Raw genomic sequence first — 25,668 nt, 5'->3', positions numbered from 1 at the left:
ATGAATACGCCAGCGAAGCAGGGGCGCGTCGTCATTCTCGGCATCTTTGTCGCCGACCTGACGTTTCGCGCGCCGCGCATGCCGCAGATCGGCGAGACGATCGCGGGCACGTCGTTCCTGATGGGACCGGGCGGCAAGGGCTCGAACCAGGCGGTCGCGGCCGCGCGCGCCGGCGCCGACGTGGTGTTCTGCACGCGCATCGGCAACGACGCGTTCGGCTCGATCGCCCGCGCGACGTGGGCCGCCGAGGGCATCACCGCGCGCGCGAAGGTGCTCGACCACGTGTCCACCGGCGCCGCGCACATCTTCGTCGACGAGAACACCGGCATGAACGCGATCATCGTCGCGTCGGGCGCAGCGGCCACGATGGACGCAAGCGACGTCGATGCGATCGAAGCCGACATCGCGTCCGCGCGGGTGTTCGTCACGCAGCTCGAGCAGCCGCTCGCCGCCGCGCGGCGCGGTCTCGAAACCGCGCGCAAGCACGGCGTGACGACGGTGTTCAATCCCGCGCCGGCCACGCCGCTCGACGATTCGATTTTCCCGCTGTGCGACTACATCACGCCGAACGAAACCGAAGCCGAGATCCTGACCGGCGTGCCGATCAGGAGCGTCGACGACGCGCGCCGCGCGGCCGATGTGCTGCTGGAGAAAGGCGTCGGCACCGCGATCGTGACGCTCGGCGAGAACGGCGCGCTGTTCCATAACCGCGAGCAGTCCACGCACGTGCCGGCGTTCAGCTGCGGCAAGGTGGTCGAAACCGCGGGTGCGGGAGACGGCTTTACGGGCGGCTTCGCGGCGGCGCTCGCGCGCGGCGACGAACCGCTCGCCGCGGTGCGTTTCGGTTCGGCGCTCGCGGGCATTTCGGTTACGCGCGCGGGCACCGCGCCGTCGATGCCGACGCAGGACGAAATCCAGCAGGTGCTGAGCCAGTCGCCTCAGCCGGTGTGATGTATCGCTCGCGATGCGCGCGGGAGGCCGGTCGTCCGGTTCCGCGCAAACCGCATCGCGCAGCCTGAACGGAGTGCAGAGTTGCCATGAAGTCCTCGTTTGCCGCAAGCCGGCTGTTCTCCGACCGGCAGCTGAATTTTCTGCTGCTCGTCAACGTCGTGATCGTGCTGATCGGCACGGTGCTGTCGCACGGCCAGTTCGTCGACATCGACAACATGCAGTCGATGGGCGGCCAGTTGCCGGAGCTCGGGCTGCTCGCGCTCGGCATCATGCTGTCGATGATCTCGGGCAACGGCGGCATCGACCTGTCGGGCGTGGGGCTCGCGAATCTCTCTGGCATGGTCGCGGCGCTCATCGTGCCGAAGTTCGTCAGCGGCGACGATTCGCCCGCGTCGTACACCGCGCTCTTCTGCGTGATCACGATCGCGATGGGTTTCGTCGGCGGGCTGATCAACGGCTTCGTGATCGCGAAGCTGCGCCTGACGCCGATTCTCTGCACGCTCGGCACGCAGCTGCTATTCACGGGCACGGCCGTCGTGCTGTCGAACGGCGCATCGGTGCACGTCGATTACGTGGATCCGCTGTCCGACATCGGCAACGGCAACTGGTTCGGCGTGCCGATCGCGTTCTGGATCTTCATCGCCGCGGTGCTGTGGTTCGGCTGGCTGCTGAAGCGCAGCCCGTTCGGCCTGCGGCTCTACCTGATGGGCACCAACCCGAAGGCCGCGTTCTATGCGGGCATTCCGCGCGACCGGATGCTGGTCCTCACGTACATGATGTGCGGCGTGCTCGCGTCGATCGCGGGCCTCATCAGCACGACGCACACGCTCTCCGCGAAGTGGGACTACGGCAACTCGTACCTGCTGATCGCGATCCTGATCGCCGTGATGGGCGGCGTGAATCCGGCGGGCGGCTATGGCCGCATCGTCTGCGTGTTCTTCGCCGCGACGATGCTGCAGTTCCTGTCGAGCCTGTTCAATCTGATGGGTGTGTCGCAGTTCTTCGGCGACTGCACCTGGGGTTTCCTGCTGTTGCTGTCGCTCGCGTTCGCCGGCGGCGAGCGGGTGCGCGCGATCTTCGGTCTCGCGCGCACGAATTCGCCGGCACAGCGTTAGCGGCATCGACCGCCACACACCATTACCACCGTTCGAAGCGATTCAAAACAAGGAGACAACGTAATGAAACTGACCCGACTGGGCGCCGCGCTGGTGGCTGGCGCGCTCTTGACCGGCGCCGCTGCCGCGTATGCCGCGAACAACTACACGATCGTGACGGTCGTGAAGGTGACGGGCATCAGCTGGTTCAACCGGATGGACGAAGGCGTCAAGGAATTCGCGAAGGACAACGCCGGCGTGACCGCGTATCAGACCGGGCCGGGCCGCGCGGACGCCGCGCAGCAGCTGCAGATCATCGAGGACCTGATCGCGAAGAAGGTGAGCGCGATCGCGGTCGTGCCGTATGACCCGCCGACGCTCGAACCCGCGCTGAAGAAGGCGATGGACCGCGGCATCAAGGTCGTCACGCACGAAGCGGACAACGAGAAGAACACGATGGTCGACATCGAGGCGTTCGACAACAACGCCTACGGCGCTGGCCTCAACGAGCGTCTCGCCGCCTGTATGCACGACGAAGGCAAGTGGGCCGTGCTGGTCGGTTCGCTCGGCAGCCGTTCGCAGGTGCAGTGGGCCGATGGCGGCATCAACAACGCGAAGGCGAAGTATCCGAAGATGGATCTCGTCGAGCCGAAGCTCGAGACCAACAACGACGGCGAGCGCGCCTATGAAGTGGCGAAGGAAGTGCTGCGCAAGCATCCGGACCTGAAGGGCTTCCAGGGTTCGTCGTCGCTCGACATCATCGGTATCGGCCGCGCGGTTGAAGAAGCCGGCCTGCAGGGCAAGATCTGCGTGTACGGCACGGGTCTGCCGACGGAAGCCGGTAAGTACCTCGAAAGCGGCGCGGTGAACGGCATCGCGTTCTGGGATCCGAAGCTCGCGGGCGAAGCGATGAACAAGATCGCGCTGATGCTGCTGCAGGGCAAGACGGTGAAGAACGGCGACGACCTCGGTCTGCCGGGTTACAACAAGGTCACGGTCGAGAAGGGTCCGGGCAAGGGCATCATCGTGCGCGGCCAGGGCTGGGTGAACGTCGACAAGTCGAACTACAAGAACTATCCGTTCTGATGCAGTGACGTCGCGCCGCGCTTCTTCGGTTCTTGAAGCGCGGCGTGCCGTTTAACGATTGCGGTATTGCCATGACGAATCAGGATGCAGGGTCCACGCCGTTCCTCGAAGTGGTCGGCGTGCACAAGCGGTTCACCGGCGTGCATGCGTTGCGCGGCGTGAGCCTGTCGTTCCAGCGCGGACAGATCTACCATCTGCTCGGCGAGAACGGCTGCGGCAAGAGTACGTTGATCAAGATCATCTCGGGCGCGCAGCCGCCCGACGAAGGCGAGCTCGTGATCGAAGGCCAGCGGCATGCGCGCCTCACGGCGCTGCAGTCGCTCGCGGCCGGCATCGAGACCGTCTATCAGGACCTGTCGCTGCTGCCGAACATGAGCGTCGCGGAAAACGTCGCGCTGACCGGTGAGCTCGCCGAGCACGGCGGCCGGCTCGCGCGCACGTTCGATCGTAAGGCGCTCGCGCAGACGGCGGCGCGCGCATTGAAATCGGTCGGGCTGCCGGGCGACGCGGAGTTCCTGAACACGCTGATCGAGCAGCTGCCGCTCGCGACGCGCCAGTTGGTCGCCATCGCGCGGGCGATCGCGAGCGAGGCGAAGTTCGTGATCATGGACGAACCGACCACGTCGCTCACGCAGAAGGAAGTGGACAACCTGATCGCGGTGCTCGCGAATCTGCGCGCGCACGGCGTGACCGTGCTGTTCGTGAGCCACAAGCTCGACGAATGCTATGCGATCGGCGGCGAGGTGATCGTGCTGCGCGACGGCCAGAAGATGGCGCAGGGGCCGATCGCGAACTACACGAAAGCGCAGATCAGCGAGCTGATGACGGGCCGGCAGCTGTCGAACGAACGCTATCGCGACGGCGATCCTGGCAACGATGTCGTGCTCGATGTGCAGGGCTTTACGCGCAACGACCAGTTCCGCGACGTGTCGTTCAGGCTGCATCGCGGCGAGATTCTCGGCATCACGGGGCTGCTCGACTCGGGCCGCAACGAACTCGCGCGCGCGCTCGCGGGCGTGTCGCCCGCAACGGCGGGGCACGTGACGCTCGATGGCCAGCCGGTCGCGCTGCGCACGCCGTCGGACGCGAAGTTTTTCCGCATCGGCTACGTGCCGGAAGACCGCCTGAACGAAGGGCTCTTTCTCGACAAGCCGATCCGCGACAACGTGATCACCGCGATGATCTCGAACCTGCGCGACCGCTTCGGGCAGATCGACCGCAAGCGCGCGATGCAGCTCGCCGAACAGACCGTGAAGGATCTGCAGATCGCGACGCCGGGCGTCGACAAGCCGGTGCAGTCGCTCTCCGGCGGCAACCAGCAGCGCGTGCTGATCGGCCGCTGGCTCGCGATCGACCCGCGCGTGCTGATCCTGCACGGTCCGACCGTCGGCGTGGACGTCGGTTCGAAGGACATCATTTACCGCATCATGCAGCGGCTGTCGAAGAACGGGATCGGCATCATCCTGATCAGCGACGACCTGCCGGAACTGCTGCGAAACTGCGACCGGATCCTGATGATGAAGAAGGGCCGCGTCGCCAGTGAATATCGCGCCGAAGCACTCGACGAAGCCGAGCTGTATCGCGCGCTGCTGTCCGAGGCTGCGTCGGACGCTGCCGAGGACACTACCGTATGAGCCGCACCATGACGACCCCCACCGTGATCGACGTCGCACCGCACGTCAAACCGCCCGGTTTGCGCGCACGTCTTACCCGTCAGCCGGAATGGTTCACCTTCGCGCTGATCGTCGTGATGTGCGCGGTGGTCGGCGCGATCAATCCGCGCTTCTTCCAGTTCGCGACGCTGTTCGACATGCTGCATTCTGCGACCACGATCGCGATCTTCGCGATGGGTACGCTCGTCGTGCTCGCGTCGGGCGGCATCGACGTCTCGTTCACCGCGATCGGCGCGCTGACGATGTACTCGATCACGAAGGCCGTGTTCGCGTGGTGGCCGGACGCGCCGTTCGCGCTGATCCTCGTGATCGGCGCGGTGGGCGGCACGCTGCTCGGGCTGATCAACGGGCTGCTGGTGCACCGGCTGAAGGCGCCGTCGCTGATCGTGACGATCGGCACGCTGTACCTGTACCGCGGCATCCTGCTGACCTTCGTCGGCACGACGTTCTTCATGACGATCCCGCACAGCATGGACCACTTCGGCCGGCTGTCGCTGTTCTCCTACGAAACCGCCGACGGGTTGCGCGCGGTGCTGCCGGTGTCGGTGCTCGCGCTGTTCCTCGCGGCCGGCGTCACGTGGTGGCTGCTGAACCGCACGATGATGGGCCGCGCGGTCTACGCGATGGGCGGCAGTCTCGCGATCGCCGAGCGCCTGGGCTACAACCTGCGCGCGATCCATCTGTTCGTGTTCGGCTATACGGGCATGCTGGCGGGCGTCGCGGGCATCCTGCACGTCGCGAACAACCGGCTCGCGAATCCGTTCGACCTGGTGGGCTCGGAACTCGACGTGATCGCGGCGGTGATTCTGGGCGGCGCGCGCATCACGGGCGGCACGGGCACGGTGGTCGGCACGCTGCTCGGTGTCGTGCTCGTGACGATGATCAACAACGTGCTGATTCTGGTGGGCGTGCCGAGCACCTGGCAGAAGGTGATCGTCGGGCTCTTCATTCTGCTGGCGGGTACGCTGTTCACGCTGCAACGCAAGAACTGAGCCGCGCGATGTGACGCGATACGACGACGTGACGATGTGAAGAAGGCCGCGTGGATGCGCGGCCTTCGTGTTTTCTTTGAGTCTTTGAGAAGGGCTCCCGCTACTGGCGTTGCCGCTTTTCCTGACCTTTCTCGGTGATGATCGAATCGAAGTCGTCGATCTGCGAGAAGCGCACGGCCTTCACGACGCCCATCTTGCTCGTATCGACGACGAGATGGCGCTCCACCGCGCTGGCCATCGCGGCCTGTTTCACCGCGACTTCGTGGAAGTTCCAGCAGGTCACGCCGCGCGCTTCATCGACGCCGCCCGCGGAAATGAACGCCTTGTTGATGCCCATACGGTGCAGCACGTCGATGCCGTCTTCGCCGGAGAACGAATCCGACGACGGCATATAGACGCCGCCCAGCAGGATCATGCGCACGTTCGCCTTGCGCCGCAGTATCTCCGCGACGTTCAGCGAGTAGCAGACGACGGTGACGTGCCAGTCGTTCGGGATCAGCCGCGCGAGCGTGGTGAGCGTGGTGCCGCAGTCGATGAAGAGGGTTTCGTGATTCGCGACCAGTTCGGCCGCGAACCCGGACGCTTCGGCTTTGGCCTGCGCGAAGTGGTCTTTTTCCTGTTCGAGCGAGTAGCCCGCGCTGCCGCTGTTGGGGACGTCGTTCGCGCTGACGATGTAGCCGCCGAGATAGGTGAACTGCCCGGGGCTCGCGGCGATATCGCGCCGCACGGTCATCTCCGACACGCCGAGGAGCGTGGCCGCATCGCGCAGACGCATCACGTTCTGGCGGGCCAGTGCATCGGCGAGCGCGCGAAGGCGTTCAGGTTTCTGCATGACGGAGCGGTCCTCGGGGATGCGTTATGTTTTGCTCGTAATTCTGGGAGGATTGTAACAGGCGCAAACAGAATCGGTGTGCTTAAAAATAGTGCGGCGCACTGCGAGTCGTGGTGGCATGGTGGGCATGCGCGAGACTTCCAGCGTTTGGGTACGCGGTCTGCACAAACGTCCCGATGCGCTTATGCTCGCAGGCGATGGAAGGCCGCATCTGCCGCATGGCGGGGGAACTGTGACGGGGCGGCCCGGTCTGTGCTTTATCTTTGAACAGGAGCGAACTCATGACGCGACCCGTCGATTCCGGCGTAATTCTCATCGCACGTCTTGCACTGGCCGTGCTGTTCCTGTGGGGCGGTGTGATGAAGCTGATGGGCTACGCGGGCTTCGTCGGATATCTGCACTCGAAGGGCGTGCCGTTCGTGCAGGTCGCGGCGCCGATCGCCACCGCCATCGAAGCGCTCGGCGGCCTGTGCCTCGTGCTCGGTTTCAGGATGCGCGCGGTCGCGCTGATCATGGCGGTCTACACGATCGCGACGGCGGTGCTCGGGCACGACTTCTGGAACGTCACCGATGCGGCGTTGCAGCGCGATATGGTGATCCACTTCTGGAAGAACGTCGGCATCGCGGGCGGCTTTCTGCTGCTGTACGTGACGGGCGCGGGGCGCATCAGCATCGACGGTGCGCGCGCGCCGCGCAGCGGTCTCGGGCTGTGATGACCCCGGCTTCCATGAAGCGGAGGGTTCGCGCAATGCGTAGCATCGTTTTCGAAACGAACGGAGAGGCGCAATGATCGAAAATTTCGACGCGACGGTGGGCGGTCAGGTGCAGCAGTTCTGTGCGAGTCTGGGCGAAGGGCCACGGCCGCATCGCGTGATCATCAGCAGTGCCGACACCGCGAAGACGCTGGTGATCTTCGATGTGTCCGGCTTGCTCGGCGCGCTCAAGGCCGAGATCGAGGAGCCGGAGAAGCTGATCGCGGATGCGATCAGCAAGGCGCAGGAAGACGGTCTGCTCGAAGTGGCGTTGCGGACCGGCGAGATCCAGGAGGCGGCGCTTTAACGCGCGCTTGTTGCGCACTTAATGCGCGCTGGCCTGCGCCGCACTGCGTTGCGCTTCCTCGTGGCGCGCATGCGGATGCGGGTGCACGAGGCGGCCGAGCACGGCGCCGGTGAGCAGCAGACACACGGCCACGAACGTCGACGCGTGCAGGCCGAACACCACGTGCTCCGCCGTGCCGCCGCTCGCGAACGCGCCGAACAGCGCGACGCCGACCGCGCCCGCGGCCTGGCGCGCGGTATTGAGCACGGCGGACGCGGTGCCGGCGCGCTTCGCTTCCACTGACGCGAGCACCGCGGTCGTCATCGCCGGCACGGCGAGTCCCATCCCCGACGGAATCAGCAGGAACGGCACGAAGATCAGCGCGATCGGCGTCTGCGCATCGACGAAATGGAGCAGGCCGTAGCCGAGCGCGCCGACCAGGCCGCCGATCACCATCGGCACGCGCACGCCGTAGCGTCCTATGACCCAGCCGCTCGCGACGTTCGATACGAGAAAGCCGCCTGTCAGCGGCAGGAACGCGAGGCCCGCCTGGAGCGCAGTGTAGCCGCGCGCCTGCTGCAGGTAGAGGCTCAGCACGAACACCGTGCCGTAGTAGGTCAGGTTCACGCAGATGCCGAACAGCACCGCCGACGTGAACGTGCGGTCGCGGAAGAACGCGAGCGGCACCATCGGTTGCGCGGTCCGCGATTCGGCGATCACGAACGCAATGCCGGCCGCGACCGCCAGCGCCAGCCCGCCGAACACGAGCGGATGCCCGATGCCGAGCGGCCGGCCTTCGATCACCGCGCCGGTGAACGCGGTCAGCGCGACGATCGCGAGCAGCTGGCCGGGCAGGTCGATGCCGCTGGCGCGCGCGCCGCGCGGTTGTCCCGGCGCGTGCGGCACCCACGCCCAGATCGCCCACAGGCCCGCCGCGCAGATCGGCAGGTTGACGAGAAAGATGCTGCGCCAGCCGAACGCGGCGATCAGCAGGCCGCCGATCACCGGGCCCGCGGCGATCGAGATCGCGCCTGCCGCGGTCCACAGGCCGACCGCGCGTGCCCGCAGCTTCGGATCGTGCCGGCAGGCCTGGTTCAGCAACGCGAGCGAGTTCGGCAGCATCGCCGCGGCGCCGACGCCCTGCACCGCGCGCGCGACCACGAGCGTCGTCGCGTTCAGCGCGAGGCCGCACGCGAGCGACGATACCGCGAAGAGCGCGATGCCCGCGGCGAACATCCTGCGTGGACCGAAGCGGTCGCCGAGCAGGCCCGCCGAGAGCATCAGTACGGCGAACGCAAGCGTGTACGCATCGACGATCCATTGCAGACCTGCGACGCGAGCGTGCAGATCCGTGCCGAGCTTCGCGAGCGCGATGTTGACGATGGTCACGTCGAGCTGCGTGACGACGAAGCCGACGCTGACGGTCGCAACAAGCTTCGCGAGCGCCGGCGTGAAGGAGGAGGATGGGTTCGGGTTCATGGCTACATCGTAGGGCGGGGACCCACGACGATGTTTCGGCGTCACGTGAAATATGCGTGCAGCGTCGGGTGCGCCATTGTGCGCGATTCCAGGTCGGATATGCGCGTCTTTCTTAGATTGGCAAGCGGTCTCGCGTGATACGTGACCGCGAACCTTCTGCTGTATATGCCGACATTTCTGCAAACGAAGGCAATTCGGATAAGTCCGAGCTACCCGCTGTGGGCCGCTTCGCACAATCGCGTGGCGTCGTTGTTCTTTTCGAACATCGGCCGCGTGCTGTCGCGCGATCACATCTTTGCGATGGTCTGGGGTCGCGAGTTCCGCGAGTGCACGCGCACGATCGACAGCCACGTATCGCGGCTGCGACTGTTGCTCGAGATCGAGCCGCAAAACGACTTTCGTCTGCAGCCGGTTTACAAGAGCGGCTACCGGCTCGTGCAGCTGAGCGGTGCGGAACGGAACGCGGAACGGCTCGCCGAAAGGCAGTTCGGCACGCTGGGAGAGCGGATTCCTGAGCGGACTCCTGAGCGGATCCCCGAATGGCCTGCCGAGCGGCTTCCCGAATTGCTCGCCGAACGTCGCGGCCGCCGTGGCGAGCCTCGCGCCGCGAGCAGTGCGGAACCGCTCGACGAAGCGCTTCGTGTCGAGCGCGCCGCGGCCTGAACGGTTTCAGCGGCGGTTTTCAGCAGCAGATTTCAGTAGGTGGGGTTGAGGGCGCGCCCGCATAACGCGGTGCGCGCCTTTTTTTCCCCTTTCGCCCTTCGTGCTTCGGTCAGAGCTTCGGCAGCGCCGGGCGCGTTTCCAGCGCATGACGGATCAATGCTTCGACCGCCTTGCGCTCGTCGCCGGCGAGCGGCAGGCGCGGCGGCCGGACCGGCTCCGTGCCGAGGCCGACCATCGCTTCCGCGAGCTTGATGTTCTGCACGAGCTTCGACGAAACGTCGAGCGCGAGCAGCGGCGCGAACCAGCGATAGATCGCGCGCGCTTCCTCGAGGCGGCCTGCTTTCACGAGTTTGTAGATCGCCACCGTCTCGTTCGGGAACGCGCACACGAGACCCGCCACCCAGCCGTGCGCGCCCATCAGCAGCGCTTCCATCGCGAGATTGTCGACGCCGCAGAGAATCGCGTAGCGATCGCCGACCGCGTTGATCAGATCCGTCACGCGCCGCACGTCGCCGCACGACTCCTTGATCGCGACGATCTTCCTTTCATCGGCGATTTCCGCGAACATCCCGGGCGTCATGTCGACGCCGTATGCAAGCGGATTGTTGTAGATCATCAGCGGCAGCGCGCTCGCATCGGCGACCATGCGGAAGTGATTGAGCGTCTCGCGCCGGTCCGACAGATAGCGCAGGCCCGGCAGCACCATGTAACCGGCCGCGCCACGCTTCGCGCCGGCCTCGGCCTGGCGGCAGCCGTCGAGCGTGCTGTTCTCGGCGATCGTCAACAGCACCGGCACGCGGCCGCGCGATGCGTCCACCGCGATGTCGAGCACCGTCAGTTTCTCGTCGAGCGACAGCGTCGACGCTTCGCCGAGCGAGCCGCACACGATGATGCCGTCCACGCCCGCGTCGATCTGCGCTTCGATGTTCTGCTTCGTCGCTGCTGCGTCTATGCTGAAATCCGCGTTGAACTTGGTGGTGACGGCAGGCAGTACGCCTTCCCAGATATGTGCCACGACTGCTCTCCTGAGTGGGATGATGTCGACGCAGTGTAAGCAGCGGAAAACGCGGCGTCTTGCGCGATTCGCGCGCCGGCGATGACGATTTTGGCATAGCGTTGCCCGCCGTCCGATGTTGTGCCGATATCGTCATCATTCGCGCTGAACGCCGACAAGACGCGTGGGCGCCGCGTTTCTACCATGGCGCCATGAAAACCCTCAACGTGATCGATTCCCATACCGGCGGCGAGCCCACGCGCCTCGTCGTTTCCGGTGGGCCCGAGCTCGGCGGCGGCACGCTCGCCGAGCGTCTCGACGTGTTTCGCACGCGCTTCGACGTGTGGCGCGCGGGCATCGTCAACGAGCCGCGCGGCTCGGACGTGGTGGTCGGCGCGCTGCTCTGCGAGCCCGACGATCCGTCGTGCGCGGCGGGCGTGATCTTCTTCAACAACGTCGGCTATCTGGGCATGTGCGGACACGGCACGATCGGTCTCGTCGTGTCGCTTGCGCACATGGGCCGCATCAAGCCGGGCCGCCATCGGATCGACACGCCGGTCGGCGTCGTCGAGGCGACGCTGAACGACGACGGCAGCGTGTCCGTGCGCAACGTACCGGCATACCGTTATCGCCGCGCGGTGAGCGTGGATGTGCCGGGGCACGGCATGCTGACGGGCGATATCGGTTGGGGTGGCAACTGGTTTTTCCTCGTGGCGGATCATGGCCGCTCGCTCGATGCATCGCGCATCGGCGAATTGACCGCGTTCTCGTCGACGATCCGCGATGCGCTGATCGCGCAGCAGATCACCGGCGCGGACGGCGCGCTGATCGATCACATCGAGCTGTTCGGTCTCGCGTCGCGCGACGGTCTGGACAGCCGCAGCTTCGTGCTGTGTCCGGGCAACGCGTACGACCGCTCGCCGTGCGGCACTGGCACCAGCGCGAAGGTCGCGTGTCTCGCCGCGGACGGCAAGCTCGCGCCAGGCGCGGTGTGGCGCCAAGAGAGCATCATCGGCAGCGCGTTCGAGGCGAGCTACGTGGCGGCGGACGCGCAGGCGGCCCGCACGGCGGAAGCGGCCGGCGCGCAGGGACCCGCGGTGATCCCGACGATCACCGGCAGCGCGTTCGTCACCGCCGAGGCGCGTCTCGTTTTCGATCCGCGCGATCCGTTTGCGTGGGGCATTCCGACGGCTTGACCCGAGCGTGCATGAGCGCATGACACAGATGGTGATTCGATGAACCGCGAGGCGAGTCCCGCAGTGCGTCCATCTCGCAACGCAACCGCGGACGTCGTGATCGTCGGCGCGGGCATCGTCGGCGCGGCGTGCGCAGCCGAGCTCGCGGCGCACGGCCTGCGCGTCGAAGTGGTCGATGCGCGCGGCATCGGCGGCGGCGCGACGGCGGCGGGCATGGGCCATCTCGTCGTGATGAACGATTCGCCGGCCGAATTCGCGCTCTCGCGCTATTCGCGCGATCTCTGGCTGGAGCTTGCGCCGCAGCTGCGTTCGCGCGACGCTTTTTCGCGTTGCGGCACGCTGTGGGTCGCCGCCGACGACGAAGAGCTCGACGCCGCGCGCGCAATGCACGCGGCGCTCGCGACCCAGGGTATCGAAGGGCAACTGCTCGACGTCGCCTCACTAAGAGCCGCGGAGCCGGCGCTCGCTGCGTCGATGGCGGGCGGCCTGCGTATCGAGCACGACGCGATCGTCTATGCGCCGACGGTCGCGCAATGGCTGCTCGAAACGTCGCCGGCCGCGGCGCGCATCGGCTTGCGGCTCGGTCGCGAAGTCGCGCGGGTCGACGCGCATCGCGTCATGCTCACGAACGGCGAGCATCTCGACGCGGCGCACGTGATCGTCGCGAACGGCATCGGCGCGCGCGCGTTGCTGCCGGCGCTGCCGATCGAGCCGAAGAAGGGCCATCTGCTGATCACCGACCGCTATCCCGGTCTCATTCGCCACCAGCTGCTGGAGCTTGGCTACATCAAGAGCGCGCATCACGCGACCGGCACGTCGGTTGCGTTCAATGCGCAACCGCGTCCGACCGGGCAACTGCTGATCGGTTCGTCGCGCCAGTTCGATACGACCGACCCCGCCGTCGAGATGCCGGTGCTCGCGCAGATGCTCGCGCGCGCCGCGCGCTATCTGCCCGCGCTGCCGACGCTGAACGGCATTCGCGCGTGGACCGGCTTTCGCGCGGCAACGCCTGATGGCTTGCCGCTGATCGGGCCCGCGGGCGAGTTCGCACCCGGCGTGTGGCTCGCGGCGGGTCACGAGGGGCTCGGCGTGACGACGTCGCTAGCCACTGCAAAGCTGCTTGCCGCGCAGATCGTCGGTACGCGTGCGGCGATTCCAGTCGACCCGTATTGGCCCGCGCGGTTCTTCGAACGCGCGGGGAACGTGGGCGATGCAAATGACGTGCGTGGTTCAGATGCGTCGAACGGCGCGTCATGCACGCCAGGCGCGCCGGCCACGGCCGGTACGCTCGCCACGCCAGGCGCACACAGCAAGGACGCCTGACATGCAAACGGGCCCGGTGGTCAATCTCATCCACGTCAACGTCGACGGCGAAACCGTCGAAGTCGCCGCGGGCGCGACGGTCGTCGCGGCCCTCGCGCTGCGCGGTATCGGCGGTACGCGCCGGTCGGTCACGGGCGAGCCGCGCACGGCGATGTGCGGCATGGGCATCTGCCAGGAGTGCCGCGTGACGATCGACGGACGGCCGCACGTGCTCGCCTGCCAGACGCTGTGCGTGGACGGCCAGACGATCCGCACGATGGCACCGCTGGAGCCGCAATGACGACGCACTACGACATCGTGATCGCGGGCGCGGGGCCGGCCGGTCTGCACGCGGCGCAGGCGGCGGCCGCCGGCGGCGCGCGCATCGCGATCCTCGACGACAACCCGAGCGCCGGCGGCCAGGTGTGGCGGCAGGGGCCGTCGCATCCGGTGTCGGCACCGCTGCGCGCGTTGCTCGACGAACTGCGCGCGCGCGACAACGTCGACTGGTGGCCGGGCGCGCGCATCGTCGCGGCGCTCGCGCCACGGCGTGTGCTAGTGGAATCGGCGGCGCGCGGCAGCGTGTGGCTCGACTGGAGCCGGCTCGTGATCGCGACCGGCGCCCGTGAGCGGATGCTGCCGTTCGCCGGCTGGACGCTGCCCGGCGTGACCGGCGCGGGCGGCCTGCAGGCGCTGATCAAGGGCGGTGTGCCGGTGCGCGGCGAGCGCATCGTGATCGCCGGCAGCGGGCCGCTTCTGATCGCGGCACTCGCGACCGCGCGCGATGCCGGCGCGTGCGTCGTCGCGGTCGTCGAGCAGGCGAGTGCGGCGGCCGTGATGCGCTTCGGCGCGGGGCTCGCGGCGACGCCATCGAAGCTCGTGCAAGCGGCGAGTCTGACGCGCGGCTTCGCGGGCACACGGTATCTGACGGGCAGTGTCGTCGTCGAAGCGCGCGGTGCGGGGCGCGTGGAAACCGCGACGATCCGGCGCGCCGATGGCACCACGATCACACTCGACTGCGAACGCATCGCGTGCGGCTACGGGCTCGTGCCGAACCTCACGCTTGCGCATGCGCTCGGCTGCGCGTTGCGCGACGACGCGATCGCGGTCGACGGCGCGCAGCGCACTTCCATCAGCGACGTGTTCGCGGCGGGCGAGTCGACCGGCGTCGGTGGGATGGAGCTGGCCGCGGTGGAAGGGCGCATTGCGGGGCTCGTTGCGAGCGGTCATGCGGGCGAGGTCGATGCCACGCTCGCGAAACGTCGCGCGCACTGGCGGCGCTTCGCGGCCCGCGTGGACCACGCGTTCGCGCTCGGCGACGCGGCGCGCGCGCTGCCGCCGCCCGACACGCTGATGTGCCGCTGCGAGGACGTGAGCGTCGGCGACGTGAGCGCGCATGCAACCTGGCGCGACGCGAAGCTGCATACGCGCTGCGGGATGGGCGCGTGCCAGGGCAGGATCTGCGGCACCGCGGCCGCGACGTGGTTCGGCTGGCGGCCGTGGGATGCGGCCACGCCGCGTCCTCCGTTCAGTCCTACGTCGATCGCGACGTTGATCGCCGCGTGCGATGGCGACGCTGACGCAGCACCTCAGGCACTGCACGAAGGCAGCGAGCCGCGCAGCTAGCGAGCGTCGAAGCGCAGCTGCAGGCGTCGCCGCGAACACACGGCATACCTGTTCTGCACGACGCCCCACGCTTCTATAATCGACCGCAGGCTGTCGAACAAAAATTCGCACACCGCCACGCAAAAAATACCCGCGCACCCACGCACGCCATCGACATGATCACGCCGCCGAACCCGCCTTTGTCCGACGCTTCGCTCGACAGCATGCTCGCGCATTTCACGCAGCTCGAACCGGTGTTCGACGCGATGCCCGACGTGGTGTTTTTCGTGAAGGACGTGCACGCGCGCTACGTGCTCGTGAACCGGACGCTCGTGCAGCGCTGCGGCCACAAGAGCCGCGACGCGCTGCTCGGCCGCACCGCCGAAGACGTGTTTCCGCGCCGCTTCGGGCGCATCTATACCGCGCAGGACAACGCGGTGGTCGCGGTCGGCAACCAGCTGGTCGATCAGCTCGAACTGCATCTGTATCCCGGCCGTCAGCCGGGCTGGTGTCTGACCTGCAAGACGCCGCTGCGCGATGCGTCCGGACGCATCGTCGGGCTGGCCGGCATCTCACGCGATCTGCGCGCTGACGAAAGCAGCCATCCCGCGTATAGCCGGCTTGCGACCGTCGTGCAGTACATCCAGGACAACTACGTGCAGCCGCTGAACCTGAAGCATCTCGCGGCGATGGCGGACATGTCGGTGGCGCAGCTCGAGCGCTACTTCCACAAGGTGTTCCATCTGACGCCGCGCCAGGTGCTGCTGAAAACGCGGCTCGACGCGGCCACCGCGCTGCTCGTGTCGCACGACAAGGTGACCGACGTCGCCGCGCTGTGCGGCTACACCGACCACAGCGCGTTCACGCGGCAATTCAAGGCGACCGTCGGCGTGACGCCGACCGAGTACAGGATGCTGCTGCACGGCGCGCCGAACGGTTGAACCCGGCGGCGCTCAGGCGGGGGAATGGTGGGAATGCGGGAATGCAGTGCGGGTGCGCGACGTGATCGTCACGCGACCCGTTACTTCAGGCCGAAACCGAGGCCGCGCAACACGGCGTTGCCTTCGGGCGTGAGCTGGATGCGCTGTGCATCGCTATCGGCGCTGGCGACCGTTTCCACGAGACCGGCTTCCTGCAGCATCGGGATCTCGGGTTTCGCGTGCGCGTCGATCGGCGCGTGGAGCAGCAACAGGAGCGTTGCGAGCTCATGGTGACTCAGCAGGCGGCGCAGGATGGTCGGCCGCTTCTGTTGGGCCGGGGCGCCGTCCCGGCTACGGCTGATTGTAATCATTCGATACACCTCATACGGGACTTCGTCGGAAAGCATCTTGGGGAGCGAGGCTTAAATGAAACTTAAGGGGCCTCGCTTCCACGTCGGCGACAAGTTTCCTCGAATTACGGGTGTCGATGTGGTGACAAAGTGTGTCAGAAAATGTCAGATGCAAAAAACCTCGCGGCATGCGCTTTCGCGGCACGGTTTCATGCTGGCGACATATTCGTTGTGGCCGCTCGTGCGGCCCTGATGCAGCCCTGATGCAGTTGATCCGGCAACCGGCCGGGGCACGGTTCAGGGCGCGCAGACCTTGCTCGCGCCTTCGATCCACAGGTTGTTCGCGTGGCGCTTGCCCGCGTAGTAGCGGTAGAGGGTCGCGCCGTTGTCGCTGCGGACCTTGATCACGTTCGAGTCGGCGAATTCGAGCATCGTGCCTTGCGGGATCGCGCTCGTCGTATAGCTCGCGTGGTGCTTCGCGGCTTCCTGCTCGACGCAGGCGATCACGTCGCCGGCCGGCCGCTGGGTCTGCTGTTCGACGACCGGATCGCCGGCGTCGGGGTTCTGGAACTGCGCACAGGCGGCCAGCAGAACGGGGAGAACGGAAACGGCGAGGGCGGCGGTGGACTTCTTCAATGGGTCTCCCGGATGTGATGGCTTGCGGCGGCTGGTTCGAGTGACGCACGGCATTCGCCGGCAACAGGTTCAAACCGACGGCCCCAAATGACGGCGAGGGCAGCAGGCGCCATGCCTGCTGCCCTCGCATCGCGGCTTGAAGTCGCAGTTAGCTGTGCGCAGTCAGCGGCGCGCAGTCAACCCGATCAAGCGCCATTATATCGGCCTGCCGCTGGATGCCAGCCGGCCGCTTGCCCAGGAGCCCGCTCCGATCAGAACAGCACCGCGATGCCGAGCATGCCGACGAACTGGCCGCTCGTCGCCGACGGCGTCGAGTTCTGCGAGTCGCCGACCGCCGGCGTCGCCGCGACGATATTGCCGACGCCCTTCGCGCCGAGCGTGTCGCCGCTCGCGTGCTGGTACGCCTGAAGCGCGTACAGCGTGGTGCGCTTCGACAGGTGGTACGCCTCTTTCAGCGAGAACTGGTTGTAGCGCGCCGCGTCGGTCACGCCGTTCGACTTCGAGGCCGCCGTGTACGCATAGGCGCCGGCCACGTCGAACGCCGGCGTGAAGCGGTACACCGCGATCGCGCCGAACGTGTTGAAGATGGCCGTGTCGGTGAAGAGCGAGTGCGCGCCGCGCGCGTACTGCACGTTCGAGTACGACAGGCCGAGCATCAGGTTGCCGATCGTGTAGTCGCCGGCCGCGGCGATGTGCTGCAGCGAACCTGCCGACGCATAGCCGGTGTTGAGCGACGACGTGCCGAAGCTGCCCGTCGCGTTCGGGTCGAACGTGCCGCTGGTCAGGTTCGTGTTGTCGAGCTTCAGGTAGCCGGCCGCGAGGCTGAACGCGTTGGCCGAATAGCGCACCGCGCCGCTGTACGTCTGGCCCTTGCCCATGCTGCCCGCGATGCCGCCGAACGCATACATCGCGCTCGCCTGCAGGCCCGCCCAGTTCGGCGACGTGTAGGTCAGCGAGTTGTTGATGCGGATGGTGGTGTCGAGACCGTCGATATCGCCCGGGTGCGCGCCGGTTGCGCCCGTCAGCCAGTTGCTCGAGGCGAGCGGACCGACGAACAGGTAGTACGGCGTGTACTGGCGGCCCATCGTCGCCGTACCGTACGTCTGGTTCTGCAGCCCGACGAACGCTTCGCGGTTGAAGATCTGCGTCGACGAAGACAGCGCACCGGAGTTCGGATCGAAGCCGTTCTGCAGGTCGAAGATCACGCTGGTGCCGCCGCCGAGATCTTCCGTGCCCTTCATCCCCCACTTCGACGCGTACAGGTTGCCCTGGCGCAGATAGAAGTTCGAATGGCCTTTCTGGTTGCTGGCGTAGACGAACGCGTCGTCCACGGCACCGTACAGCGTGACGCTGCTTTGTGCGAACGCCGGCCCGGCGATCGCGGCCACGCCGGCCGTAAACACGGCTTTTCTGACGATACCGCCTGCTTTCATTGTGCTGTCTCCTTACCTGTGTCGAAAAGTGATGCTGTTTTCCCAGGACTGCCGCCCGGATTTGTTGTCAAATTTTCGGCGAGTATAACGTTTTACTTGTCTGACAACGGGGATTTTTCATGCTGCACTGCGCTTGCGTTGCTGGGCCTGAGCGGCCAGCCGGACCGCCGCGTTAGCGGCGCCGTAACCGTCGTAACCGCCGCGCCGCTCGACGATTTCGAGGAAGAAGCGTTGATCGAGCGCCTCGGTATACGCGTGGAAAAACTCGCCGCCGCGTTCGTCGCGGTCGTAGAGGATGTGGTTTGCCTGCAACGCTTCGAGGAGCTCGTCCGCCAGCGCATAGCGTGCCGCGAGGTCGTCGTAGTAGTTGCGCGGGATCGGCAGCACCGGCAGTCCTTCGGCGGCGAAGCGCGGCAGCGCGGAGAAGATGTCGCGCGTGCCGAATGCGACGTGGTTCAGGCCGGAACCGCGGTAAGTGTGCAGCGACTCGGCGACCGCCGTATGGCGATCCACCGACGCGTTCAGCGCGATCCGCACCGAGCCGTCGCGGCTGCGCAGCGCGCGGCTGCGCATGAGCCCGTACGGGTCCGGCACGAGCCACGCAGGCTCCGCATCGAAGCCGAACGCGGCGCGGAAGAACAGCACCCAGGTGTCGAGCGAACCGGCCGGCATCGACAGCGACACGTGGTCGATGCCGGTCAGCAGATCCTGCGGCGCGGTGGCGGGCGCGAGCACGAAGTCGGCTTCGAAGAGCGTCGGCGCGTCCGGCGTTTCGTCGACGAAGTACTGCAGGCTGCCGTCCGGCGCCTGCACGGCGGGCAGCACGCGTTCGTTCGGACCGACCCGGCCCGAGAATGGCGCATAGCCGAAACCGGCGGCGCGCTCGAACGCGAGCTTCGCGTCGTCGACGCGAATCGCCGATGCGCACAGCGACAGCCCGTGCTGCTGGAAGAACGCGCTCGCGAACGAATCCGCTTCGGCATTCAGCACGATCGACGCCGCGCCGTGCTGGTACAGCGTCACGTCCTTCGAACGGTGTTCGCCCGTGCGCTGGAACTGCAGCTTGCCGAGCCAGTCGGCGAGCCGGGCGCGCGCGGTGTCGTCCACCGCGAACTCGAGGAACTGGAAGCCGACGTGGGCCGGCGCGGGCGGCGGCTCATACAGCGCAGTGGTGGCGGGCGCAGTCTCCGCCGGCGCACGGGATGCGATCAGCGCGCGCGTCTGCTCTTCCAGATACAGCAGCGACCGGTAACCATCGGCGGCTGTGAGCGCGGTCGGCGCGGCGCGGAAGCCATCGTTGAAAATTTCGAGCGACAGCGGACCGGAGTAACCGTTTTCCACGATCTTCGACGTGAAATTCGCGACGTCGAAGTCGCCCTGGCCAGGAAAGCAGCGGTAGTGGCGGCTCCATTCGAGCACGTCCATCGCGAGCTTCGGCGCGTCGGCGATCTGCACGAACGTGATCCGCTCGCCCGGCACGTCGGCGATGCCGTCCACCGAATCATCCAGCGACAGCGTGTGGAAGCTGTCGAGCACGAGCCCGAGATGCGGATGGTTCACCTTGTCCACCAGCCGCCACGCGTGGCTCCAGCGGCTCACGTGGCGTCCCCACGCGAGCGCCTCGTAGCCGGCGAACACGCCCGCGGCGCCGGCGGCTTCGGCAAGCGCGCCCAGCTGGTCGACGATCAGCGCGTCGTCGCCGATCGTATCGGGGGACACATTGCTGCACACGAGGATGCGATCCGTGCCGAGCTCGTGCATCACGTCGAACTTGCGTTTCGCGCGGTCCAGATTGCGCAGCAGGCGCGCGGCGCTCACGCCTTCGAAGTCGCGGAACGGCTGGAACAGCATGATCTCGAGCCCGAGATCCGCGGCGATCCGGCGCACGTCGGCGGGCGAACCATCGAAATAGAGCAGGTCGTTTTCGAAAATCTCGACGCCGTCGAAGCCGGCCGCCTTGATCGCGGTCAGCTTCTCGACGAGCGTGCCGCTGATGGAGACGGTGGCTATCGAGCGCTGCATGTGAAGAACTCCTGTCCGGCCGACGCGGCTGCCTTCTTGTGAAAAGACGGGCCGCCGCGCCGGCGAATCGTGCTGCGTTGCGTCACAAAGTGTACCAATCGGTTAATCCGAAACCGCGTACACCACGACAGAATACGATCAAACAGCGTGAGTCTATACAAACTAACTAGATCGTACAAATTCGTGGAAACCCCGAAAGACAACCCGCGCGCGCGGCGGCACACTGCGGTCACGCTGGCCTGATGTCGCGATCGCGGCGGAAGGCCGAACTACACGGAGCTGTCGAATGAGCAATGCGTCGGTGCTGGTCCTGAACGGACCCAACCTGAACCTGCTGGGCACGCGCGAGCCCACCATCTACGGCGCGGAGACGCTCGCCGACGTCGAACGGCGCTGCCGCGATGCGGCCGCCCGGCTCGAACTCCAGATCGATTTCCGCCAGTCGAACGCCGAGCATCAGCTGATCGACTGGCTGCATGAATCCCGCACGACCGTGCAGGGCATCGTGATCAACCCTGCCGCGTACACCCACACGTCGGTCGCGCTTGCCGACGCGCTTGCCGCGATCGACAAGCCGGTGATCGAGGTGCATATCTCCAATGTGCATCGTCGCGAGGCGTTCCGCCATCACTCATATGTGTCGGCGCTGGCCGAGGCGGTGATCATCGGCTGCGGCACGCAGGGCTACGAGCTCGCGCTCGAGCGGATGGCGACGATCCTGAAACAGAAGGCGAAGGTGCAGTAATGAGTTCGAAATCGTTTCTCGTAGGACTGATCGGCTCGGGTATCGGCGGCTCGCTGAGCCCGGCGATGCATGAGGAAGAGGGCCGTCAGCTCGGCCTCAATTATGTATACCGGCGCATCGACCTGCAGGCACTGTCGGTCGAACCCGACGCGCTGCCGGAACTGCTCGCGTCCGCCGAGCGGATGGGCTTCAACGGCCTGAACATCACGTACCCGTGCAAGCAGCTGGTGATTCCGCTGCTCGATGAACTCTCCGACGATGCTCGCGCGCTCGGCGCGGTGAATACCGTGCTGCTGCGCGACGGCAAGCGCATCGGCCACAACACCGACTGGTCCGGTTTCGCGCGCGCATTCCAGCGCGGTCTGCCCGATGCGGCGATGACGCGCGTCGTGCAGCTCGGCGCCGGCGGCGCGGGCGCGGCGGTCGCGCACGCGGCGCTGATGATGGGCGCGAAAACGCTGACCCTGTTCGACGTCGAAGCCGAACGCGCAGCGTCGCTCGCCGCCGAACTGCAGCAACGCTTCCCGCACGTGAAAGTGCGCGCGGGCGGCACGGAAATCGATCTGCCGGCTGCGATGGAAGAAGCCGACGGCCTGATTCACGCGACCCCGACCGGCATGGCGAAGCTGCCCGGCATTCCGTTGCCCGCCGAACTGCTGCACGCGCGCCTGTGGGTGGCCGACATCGTGTATTTCCCGATCCGCACCGAGCTGCTCGCCGCGGCGGAAGCAGCCGGCTGCCGCACGCTCAGCGGCGGCGGCATGGCGGTCTATCAGGCAGTGGATGCATTCCGTCTCTTCACCGGACTCGAACCGGACGCGGAGCGGATGTTCGCGCATTTTCAGTCGTTGCTGAACCCGTAAGCCAAACTATCAGACGTGGAGGAAGACATGCCGCAATCGTTCCGTGCGGGCGAACCTGGATCGCTCGACTCGCCTAACCAGTCCACCCGGACGGAAGACGGCGCTCGCCCGCAGGCCCCGGCCATGCGCCGCTCGAAGGCGCGTTACCGGATTCTCGCGCTGCTCGCGGTCGGCACGATGATCAACTATCTCGACCGCACGGTGCTCGGCATCGCGGCACCGCAGCTCACGAAGGAGCTCGGCATCAACGCCGCGCTGATGGGCCTCGTGTTCTCGATGTTCTCGTGGAGCTACGTGGTCGCGCAGATTCCGGGCGGCCTGTTTCTCGACCGCTTCGGCAGCCGCGTCACGTACTACCTGTCGATGACGCTGTGGTCCGTGTTCACGCTGCTGCAAGGCTTCGTGCACGGACTGGGCGCGCTGATGACCTGCCGGCTCGGGCTCGGCGTGTCGGAAGCGCCGTGCTTTCCGACCAATAGCCGCGTCGTCGCGACATGGTTTCCGCAGAACGAACGCGCGATGGCGACGGGCACCTATACCGTCGGCGAATACATCGGGCTCGCGTTCTTCAGCCCGCTGCTGTTCGCGCTGATGGGCGCGTTCGGCTGGCGCTCGCTGTTCTACGTGGTCGGTGCCGTGGGTATCGTGTTCGGCGTGGTCTGGTGGCTCTGCTACCGCGAGCCGCGCGACCATCCGGCCGCGAACGAAGCGGAGCTCGCGTATATCGAAGCGGGCGGCGGTCTCGTGCATCGCGACACCGGCAACGCGCAGGACAAGAAGGAATCGCAGAGCCGTCCGTTCGAATGGCGCACCATCGGCAAGCTGCTCAAGCACCGTCAGCTGACGGGCATCTGCCTCGGCCAGTTCGCGGGCAATTCGACGCTCGTGTTCTTCCTCACGTGGTTCCCGACCTATCTCGCGACCGAGCGCCACATGGGCTGGCTCAAGATCGGCTTCTTCGCGATCATGCCGTTCATCGCCGCTTCGGTGGGCGTGATGTTCGGCGGCACGCTGTCGGACTGGCTCCTGCGCCGCGGCAAGTCGGCCAACGTCGCGCGCAAGCTGCCGATCATCGCGGGTCTGCTGCTCGCGTCGACGATCGTGCTGGCGAACTACGTGCAGAGCAACGTCGTCGTGATCGCGATCCTGTCGCTCGCTTTCTTTGCGCAGGGCATGGCGGCGCTCGGCTGGACGCTCGTGTCGGACATCGCGCCGGACGGCCTGCTCGGCGCGACGGGCGGCATCTTCAACCTCGCGGCGAATCTGGCCGGCATCGTGACGCCGCTCGTGGTGGGCTTCATCGTCGCGGCGACCGGCTCGTTCGTCGGCGCGCTCGTGTTCATCGGCGCGATCGCGCTGGTGGGCGCGCTGTCGTACATCTTCATCGTCGGCGACATCAAGCGGATCGTGATCACGGATTGATGGCCTGGCGTGTGTGTGCCGGCGCGCAGGATTCAACGCGCGCTGGATAGACGCAAATGAAAAGCCGCCCGGTGCGTATGCGCCGGGCGGCTTTGTTTTGTGACCTGGGCGGTTGACCTTGCGCAGCAGGCCGCGCGGGACGTCAGACCTGTGGCGGCGCCCGCAGCACGAAGCGCATCACCGCATCGACGACCATCGCGCGATGTCGCGCCCGCAGCCGCGGATGCGACGGGTCGCGGCCGAACGCGGAGCCGAACGTGTGGCGGTTCGCGACGCGGTGAAAGCACAGCGAGCTGATCAGCAGATGCAGGTCGATCGCGTCGATGTCGTCGCGGAACTCGCCCGCGGCGACGCCGCGCGCGAGCAGATCTTCGATCGTGCGCACCACACTGGCGTTGCGCGTCTTGAACGACTTCAGCTGCTCGATGTACTTCGCGCCGTGGATGTTCTCGATCGTCACGAGCCGGACGAAGTCGCGATGACGGTCGTGGTAGTCGAAGGTGAATTCGACGAGCGCGCGCATGCCGTCAGCCGGCGGCAGTTCGTCGATGCGCAGATCCTGTTCGAGCGTGCGGATGTCGCCGTAGACCTTCTCCAGCACGGCTTCGTACAACCCTTCCTTGCTGCCGAAGTAGTAGTACAGCATGCGCTTGGTGGTGTTGGTGCGTTCCGCGATCGCGTCGACGCGCGCACCCGTGAGGCCCATCGACGAAAATTCCTGGGTCGCCACCTCGAGAATGTTGCGTTTGGTCTCTTCGGGATCGTATTTGCGACGGGCTTCGGATGGGGTGCCGTCGTGTTCCGGCCCGGCGGCCGTGCTTGCCTTTTTCATTGTGCGAGGTGGGAGTTTTCAGGCGGCGATAACGGACGATTCTAGCATTTGCTCAACGAAGCCAACGCATCGCGCGCCTGCATGGCCGAGTAGGTGAGCTGCGCGGCCGCAAGCCCGAGGCGCCCGTACGCGCGCGTGAGGCCGAAGCGCGCGAACGCGTCCGGCACCGGACGCTCGCCCGCGATCGCGGCGGCGAGCAGTTCGCCGGAGACGGTGGTGGGCGCCATGCCGTGACCGCCGAAGCCGACCGCGTACCAGACGCCGTCCGCGTTCTGCCCGATCTGCGGCATCTTGTGCCGCGCGTAGCTCATCAGGCCGCCCCATGCGTGGTCGATCTTCACACCGCGCAGCTGCGGATAGACCTTCAGCAGATCGCGCCGCAACAGACGCGCGATCGCGTCCGGCTCGCGCTCGAGAATCGAAATGCGGCCGCCCCACAGGATGCGTGTGTCCGGCAGCGGCCGGTAGTAGTCGAACGCGAAGCGCGTGTCGTACACCGCCGACTGGCAGTCGATCGCGTCGTTCAGTTTCGCGCCGAGCGGCTCGGTGGTCATCACGTAAGTGGCGATCGGCAGCACCGCGCGCTCCACCGGCCGGTAGACGTTGCGCGCATAGCCGCCGCCCGCGAACACCACGTGGCGCGCTTCGACCGTGCCGTTCGCGGTGTCGACTTCGAAGCCCGCGCCGGCGCGCCGCACCGCGACGACCGGCGACTGCTCGAAGAGCGTCGCGCCGCCGGCCGCCGCCGCGGCGGCCACGCCGAGCACGTATTTGAGCGGGTGGAAATGGAACGCGTTGTGCTCCAGCAGGCCGCCGTGATAGCGCGCGGTCTTCAGCTTCGCTGCGAGATCGGCAGCGCTCACGGGTTCCCACTCGACGCCGAACGACGCCTGCATCAGACGCCGCTGCGCATCCAGTCGCCGCGGTTCGTCGAACCAGTTCGCGAGGATCACGCCGGCGTCCGTCGCGTCGCACGCGATGCCGTAACGCTGGATGCGCGCGCGCATCAGGTCGACGGCATCCGTGGTGAGCGTGTAGAGCTCGCGCGCTCGCTCGGGGCCGAGCGTCTTCAGCAGGTCCGCGCAGTCGAGGCTGTAGCCGCCGAACACGAAGCCGCCGTTGCGTCCCGACGCGCCGAAACCGACGCGCTCCGCGTCGAGCACCACGACGTCGCGCACGCCGCGCTCGACGAGACCGAGCGCCGTGGACAGCCCCGCGAGCCCGCCGCCGACGATGCACACCGACGCGCCATGACGGTCTTGCAGGCGAGGGCGCGCGGGCCGGTCGACGGTGGCTTCGTAGAAATTCTGCATCGGAGGGCGGCGTTGGAAAGCGGGGGAAGCGTGCGATCGCGACGGCCGATCGACGTCGGGATGAAACCGTTTGGGATGCCAGGCAGCAGGGCGGTCGGCACCGCGATTCACAGCGCAATCAGGGGCGGATCGATGCCTTGGAAAGCCGCTTGCAGCAACGGTTCCGCAATCGGAAATCGCTGAGTGTATCCGGGAGTTCGACGCGCGAGAAGCCCCCGATAAAAAGT

Annotated in this window: 24 protein-coding genes and 1 pseudogene; 16 read left to right on the top strand and 9 right to left on the bottom strand. The window is 66.7% G+C overall.

The genetic code is table 11. The features are described 5' to 3' along the window. From rbsK to DVS29_RS10180, 5 genes are all read left to right on the top strand, one after another. The gene (rbsK, locus tag DVS29_RS10200) at positions 1–951 is read left to right on the top strand and encodes a ribokinase (RefSeq protein WP_118180326.1); all 951 of its coding nucleotides are present in this window, start codon (positions 1–3) and stop codon (positions 949–951) included. Positions 952–1,037: 86 nt separating this feature from the next. After that, on the top strand, positions 1,038–2,066 hold the full coding sequence (locus DVS29_RS10195; RefSeq protein ID WP_118180325.1) for an ABC transporter permease: 1,029 nt from the start codon (positions 1,038–1,040) through the stop codon (positions 2,064–2,066). A 63-nt stretch (positions 2,067–2,129) separates the two neighbouring features. Then, on the top strand, positions 2,130–3,131 hold the full coding sequence (locus DVS29_RS10190; RefSeq protein ID WP_118180324.1) for an autoinducer 2 ABC transporter substrate-binding protein: 1,002 nt from the start codon (positions 2,130–2,132) through the stop codon (positions 3,129–3,131). Between the two features lie 71 nt (positions 3,132–3,202). Next, a complete protein-coding gene (locus tag DVS29_RS10185; protein ID WP_118180323.1) occupies positions 3,203–4,765 on the top strand; it encodes a sugar ABC transporter ATP-binding protein in 1,563 nt (520 codons plus the stop codon). After that, positions 4,762–5,796, top strand: coding sequence for an ABC transporter permease (locus DVS29_RS10180; RefSeq protein ID WP_118180322.1), 1,035 nt, complete (start codon positions 4,762–4,764; stop codon positions 5,794–5,796). Before DVS29_RS10185 ends, DVS29_RS10180 begins: the two co-directional genes overlap by 4 nt. A gap of 100 nt (positions 5,797–5,896) precedes the next feature. On the opposite strand, the gene DVS29_RS10175 is transcribed toward DVS29_RS10180, so the two are convergent. Beyond that, a complete protein-coding gene (locus DVS29_RS10175) occupies positions 5,897–6,628 on the bottom strand; it encodes a DeoR/GlpR family DNA-binding transcription regulator (RefSeq protein ID WP_118180321.1) in 732 nt (243 codons plus the stop codon). A gap of 281 nt (positions 6,629–6,909) precedes the next feature. Here DVS29_RS10175 and DVS29_RS10170 point away from each other — a divergent pair, with 281 nt between their 5' ends. Continuing rightward, positions 6,910–7,341: a DoxX family protein gene (locus tag DVS29_RS10170; RefSeq protein ID WP_118180320.1), complete on the top strand. Its 432-nt coding sequence runs from the start codon at positions 6,910–6,912 to the stop codon at positions 7,339–7,341. A gap of 73 nt (positions 7,342–7,414) precedes the next feature. Further along, the gene (locus DVS29_RS10165) at positions 7,415–7,687 is read left to right on the top strand and encodes a hypothetical protein (RefSeq protein WP_118180319.1); all 273 of its coding nucleotides are present in this window, start codon (positions 7,415–7,417) and stop codon (positions 7,685–7,687) included. An 18-nt stretch (positions 7,688–7,705) separates the two neighbouring features. Here the strand turns inward: DVS29_RS10165 and DVS29_RS10160 are convergent, their stop codons facing one another. Next, entirely contained in the window at positions 7,706–9,145 is a 1,440-nt protein-coding gene (locus DVS29_RS10160) for an MFS transporter (protein WP_118180318.1), read from the bottom strand. A 237-nt stretch (positions 9,146–9,382) separates the two neighbouring features. Between DVS29_RS10160 and DVS29_RS10155 the strand changes: the two are divergent. After that, a pseudogene (locus tag DVS29_RS10155) lies at positions 9,383–9,625 on the top strand (winged helix-turn-helix domain-containing protein); the annotation flags it as partial. A gap of 292 nt (positions 9,626–9,917) precedes the next feature. On the opposite strand, the gene DVS29_RS10150 reads toward DVS29_RS10155, so the two are convergent. Beyond that, the gene (locus DVS29_RS10150; protein ID WP_118180317.1) at positions 9,918–10,823 is read right to left on the bottom strand and encodes a dihydrodipicolinate synthase family protein; all 906 of its coding nucleotides are present in this window, start codon (positions 10,821–10,823) and stop codon (positions 9,918–9,920) included. Positions 10,824–11,014: 191 nt separating this feature from the next. Between DVS29_RS10150 and DVS29_RS10145 the strand changes: the two genes are divergently transcribed. The 5 genes from DVS29_RS10145 (at position 11,015) to DVS29_RS10125 (ending at position 15,846) form a co-directional block, all read left to right on the top strand. Further along, positions 11,015–11,998, top strand: coding sequence for a 4-hydroxyproline epimerase (locus DVS29_RS10145; RefSeq protein WP_118180368.1), 984 nt, complete (start codon positions 11,015–11,017; stop codon positions 11,996–11,998). Positions 11,999–12,037: 39 nt separating this feature from the next. Beyond that, positions 12,038–13,321, top strand: coding sequence for an NAD(P)/FAD-dependent oxidoreductase (locus tag DVS29_RS10140; protein ID WP_118180316.1), 1,284 nt, complete (start codon positions 12,038–12,040; stop codon positions 13,319–13,321). 1 nt (position 13,322) lies between these two features. Then, complete coding sequence (locus DVS29_RS10135; RefSeq protein ID WP_118180315.1) at positions 13,323–13,601, top strand: 2Fe-2S iron-sulfur cluster-binding protein; 279 nt, start codon at positions 13,323–13,325, stop codon at positions 13,599–13,601. Further along, complete coding sequence (locus DVS29_RS10130) at positions 13,598–14,926, top strand: NAD(P)/FAD-dependent oxidoreductase (protein WP_118180314.1); 1,329 nt, start codon at positions 13,598–13,600, stop codon at positions 14,924–14,926. Before DVS29_RS10135 ends, DVS29_RS10130 begins: the two co-directional genes overlap by 4 nt. A gap of 155 nt (positions 14,927–15,081) precedes the next feature. Continuing rightward, positions 15,082–15,846 (top strand): AraC family transcriptional regulator, encoded by a 765-nt coding sequence (locus DVS29_RS10125; RefSeq protein ID WP_118180313.1) that lies wholly within the window; start codon positions 15,082–15,084, stop codon positions 15,844–15,846. 80 nt (positions 15,847–15,926) lie between these two features. On the opposite strand, the gene DVS29_RS10120 is transcribed toward DVS29_RS10125, so the two are convergent. The 4 genes from DVS29_RS10120 to DVS29_RS10105 form a co-directional block, all read right to left on the bottom strand. Further along, entirely contained in the window at positions 15,927–16,196 is a 270-nt protein-coding gene (locus DVS29_RS10120; protein ID WP_118180312.1) for a hypothetical protein, read from the bottom strand. Positions 16,197–16,472: 276 nt separating this feature from the next. Then, positions 16,473–16,811 carry a hypothetical protein gene (locus tag DVS29_RS10115; protein WP_118180311.1) on the bottom strand — a complete coding sequence of 113 codons (339 nt, stop codon included), beginning with the start codon at positions 16,809–16,811 and terminating at the stop codon, positions 16,473–16,475. Positions 16,812–17,062: 251 nt separating this feature from the next. Further along, a complete protein-coding gene (locus DVS29_RS10110; protein WP_118180310.1) occupies positions 17,063–18,244 on the bottom strand; it encodes a porin in 1,182 nt (393 codons plus the stop codon). A gap of 117 nt (positions 18,245–18,361) precedes the next feature. Further along, on the bottom strand, positions 18,362–20,266 hold the full coding sequence (locus DVS29_RS10105; protein ID WP_118180309.1) for a bifunctional sugar phosphate isomerase/epimerase/4-hydroxyphenylpyruvate dioxygenase family protein: 1,905 nt from the start codon (positions 20,264–20,266) through the stop codon (positions 18,362–18,364). A 286-nt stretch (positions 20,267–20,552) separates the two neighbouring features. On the opposite strand from DVS29_RS10105, the gene aroQ reads away from it, so the two are divergent. From aroQ to DVS29_RS10090, 3 genes are read left to right on the top strand one after another with little or no spacing between them, the layout of a single operon-like run. Next, positions 20,553–21,011 carry a type II 3-dehydroquinate dehydratase gene (gene aroQ / locus DVS29_RS10100; protein ID WP_118180308.1) on the top strand — a complete coding sequence of 153 codons (459 nt, stop codon included), beginning with the start codon at positions 20,553–20,555 and terminating at the stop codon, positions 21,009–21,011. After that, entirely contained in the window at positions 21,011–21,874 is an 864-nt protein-coding gene (locus DVS29_RS10095) for a shikimate dehydrogenase (RefSeq protein ID WP_118180307.1), read from the top strand. The genes aroQ and DVS29_RS10095 overlap by 1 nt, the downstream gene beginning before the upstream one ends. A 27-nt stretch (positions 21,875–21,901) precedes the next feature. Further along, the gene (locus tag DVS29_RS10090) at positions 21,902–23,296 is read left to right on the top strand and encodes an MFS transporter (RefSeq protein ID WP_118180306.1); all 1,395 of its coding nucleotides are present in this window, start codon (positions 21,902–21,904) and stop codon (positions 23,294–23,296) included. Positions 23,297–23,438: 142 nt separating this feature from the next. Here DVS29_RS10090 and DVS29_RS10085 read toward each other — a convergent pair whose 3' ends face one another. Both DVS29_RS10085 and DVS29_RS10080 read right to left on the bottom strand, forming a co-directional pair. Beyond that, a complete protein-coding gene (locus DVS29_RS10085) occupies positions 23,439–24,128 on the bottom strand; it encodes a TetR/AcrR family transcriptional regulator (protein ID WP_118180305.1) in 690 nt (229 codons plus the stop codon). Positions 24,129–24,169: 41 nt separating this feature from the next. Then, positions 24,170–25,441, bottom strand: a complete 1,272-nt coding sequence (locus tag DVS29_RS10080; protein ID WP_118180304.1) for an NAD(P)/FAD-dependent oxidoreductase — start codon at positions 25,439–25,441, stop codon at positions 24,170–24,172. Between the last annotated feature and the right edge of the window lie 227 nt (positions 25,442–25,668).

The organism is Paraburkholderia phosphatilytica, assembly GCF_003443895.1.
Lineage (GTDB): Bacteria > Pseudomonadota > Gammaproteobacteria > Burkholderiales > Burkholderiaceae > Paraburkholderia > Paraburkholderia phosphatilytica.
This window is presented reverse-complemented; position numbering and strand designations above follow the sequence as displayed.